Genomic DNA, 2,471 nt, shown 5'->3' on the forward strand with positions numbered 1-2,471 from the left:
CCACCACCCCCGAGCACCTGGCCGTCAAGCGCGCCGCCGCCCGCGCCGCCACCCACACCGACCTCGGCTTCTGGGGCGGCGCCGTCCCCGACAACGCGGCGGAGCTGCGCCCGCTGCACGAGGCCGGCGTCTTCGGCTTCAAGTGCTTCCTCTCGCCCTCCGGGGTCGACGAGTTCCCCGAGCTCGACGCCGACCGGCTGGGCGCCGCCATGGCCGAGATCGCCGCCTTCGACGGGCTGCTGATCGTGCACGCCGAGGACCCGGAGCGGCTGGCCGAGGCCCGGGACCCGGCCGGCCGCCGCGCCTACGCCGACTTCCTCGCCTCCCGGCCCCCCGCCGCCGAGCTCGACGCCATCCGCCGCCTGATCGCCCTCGCCCGGCGGTTCGGCACGCGCGTCCACGTGCTGCACCTCTCCGCCGCCGCCGCGCTCCCGCTGATCGCCGAGGCCAGGGCCGGCGGCGTCCGGATCAGCGCCGAGACCTGCCCGCACTTCCTCACCCTGACCGCAGAGGAAGTCCCGGACGGCGCCACCGAGTTCAAGTGCTGCCCGCCCATCAGGGAGGCCGCCAACCAGGACGCGCTGTGGGCCGGGCTCGCCGCCGGCACCCTGGACTGCGTCGTCTCCGACCACTCGCCCTGCACCCCCGACCTCAAGGTCCCCGACTTCGGGGCGGCCTGGGGCGGCATCTCCTCGCTCCAACTCGGGCTGCCCGCCGTCTGGACCGCCGCCCGAGCCCGCGGCCACCGGCTCGCCGACGTCGCCCGCTGGATGGCCACCGGGCCGGCCCGGCTCGCCGGCCTGACCTACAAGGGCGCCATCGCGCCCGGCATGGACGCCGACCTCACCGTCCTCGACCCGGAGGCCACCTTCACCGTCGACCCGGCCGCCCTGCACCACCGCAACCCCGTCACCGCCTACGCCGGCCGCACGCTGCACGGCGTGGTCCGCGCCACCTGGCTGCGCGGCCGGCTGATCGCCGAGGACGGTCACGTCGCCGAGCCCGCCGCCGGCCGGCTGCTCCAGAGAGGACCCGACGCATGAGCGCCCCCACCTCCCTCACCGGCACCGGGTTCGCCCCCGCCTCGTTCGCTGGCACCGAGTTCACCCGGACCGAGTTCACCGGCCCGGCCCGCCCCTACACGGGCGGCGACCCCTACGCCGACTACCGCGCGCCGGCGCCCGGCGACCTTCCCTTCACCCACCTCCCCGACCTCGCGGACCGGCGGCTCGGCGGCTCGGTGACCGCCGCGAGCGACGAGTTCTTCGCCGAGCGCGAGAACCTGATCCGCCCCGAGCCCGCCGGCTTCGACCCCACCGCCTACGGCCACAAGGGCAAGATGATGGACGGCTGGGAGACCCGCCGCCGGCGCGGCGCCTCGGCGGACGCCCCGCACCCGGCCGAGGACGACCACGACTGGGCCGTCGTCCGGCTCGGCGTCCCCGGCGTCATCCGCGGACTCGTCGTGGACACCGCCCACTTCCGCGGCAACCACCCGGCCGCGGTCCGCGTCGAGGCGACCGCCGACCCGGCCGGCGCCGGCGGCTGGACCGAACTGCTGCCCCGCACGCCGGTCGGGGGCCACGCCGCCAACGCCTTCTCCGTCGCCGGCGTCGAGCGGCGCTTCACCCACCTGCGGCTCAGCCAGTACCCGGACGGCGGGGTGGCCAGGCTACGGGCGCACGGCGAGCCGGTGGCCGACCCGGCCTGGCTGGCCGCGCTCGGCACCTTCGACCTCGCGGCCCTGGAACACGGCGGCGCCGTCGAGGACGCCTCCGACCGCTTCTTCTCGCCGCCCGCGCACGTCATCCACCCGGGACGCTCCCGGGAGATGCACGAGGGCTGGGAGACCCGCAGGCGCCGCGACCACGGCCACGACTGGCTGCGGCTGCGGCTCGCCGGGCAAGGCGTGATCCGCGCCGTGGAGATCGACACCGGCAACTACCGGGGCAACGCGCCGGGCTGGGCCGCCCTCGCCCTGCTCGACGCCGACGCGCCGGGCGCCGACTGGCGCACCGTGCTGCCCCGCACCCCGCTCCAACCCGACGCCGTGCACCGCCTGGTGCTGCCCGACGCCGGCCCGGCCACCCACGCCAGGCTGGACGTGCACCCCGACGGCGGGGTGGCCAGGCTCCGCCTGCACGGCTCGCTCACCGAGGCCGGCGCCCGCCGGCTTGTCGTTCGCCACCGTGAACTGACGGACGGGCTTCCGGCTGCGGGGAACGCGTGAAACGTCGCCCGACCGTGTGAACTCCTGGGAAATATCGGCGATGCGTGGTTGACGGCCGACGCGCTACGCGCGTCACACTTGTTGGCATGGGCATGAACCTTCGTGCGGCCGGGCCCCGCGCCCGGTCCGTCCGGGCCGGCGCCCTCGGCGCCCTGCTGCTGACCGTCCTGGTCGGCGCCCCGGCCACCGCCAGCACCCCCACCGCGTCCCCCACACCGTCCGCCGCCGCGCTCGCCTACGG

Annotated in this window: 2 protein-coding genes; both read left to right on the forward strand. The window is 76.8% G+C overall.

Annotated features, from left to right (window positions below; all coding sequences use genetic code 11):
* A partial coding sequence (gene allB, locus E1265_RS35550; RefSeq protein WP_132935073.1) for an allantoinase AllB occupies positions 1-1,043 on the forward strand: 1,043 nt, incomplete at its 5' end.
* Entirely contained in the window at positions 1,040-2,230 is a 1,191-nt protein-coding gene (alc, locus tag E1265_RS35555; RefSeq protein ID WP_132935074.1) for an allantoicase, read from the forward strand. The genes allB and alc, both read left to right, overlap by 4 nt.
* Positions 2,231-2,471: the final 241 nt, after the last annotated feature.

The sequence above is a fragment of the Streptomyces sp. 8K308 genome, from assembly GCF_004348315.1.
Classification (GTDB): Bacteria; Actinomycetota; Actinomycetes; order Streptomycetales; family Streptomycetaceae; genus Streptomyces.

What these genes read in the sequence shown, in the direction of transcription:
- alc (WP_132935074.1), top strand. Translation starts at nt 1,040, where the DNA reads ATGAGCGCCCCCACCTCCCTCACCGGCACCGGGTTCGCCCCCGCCTCG.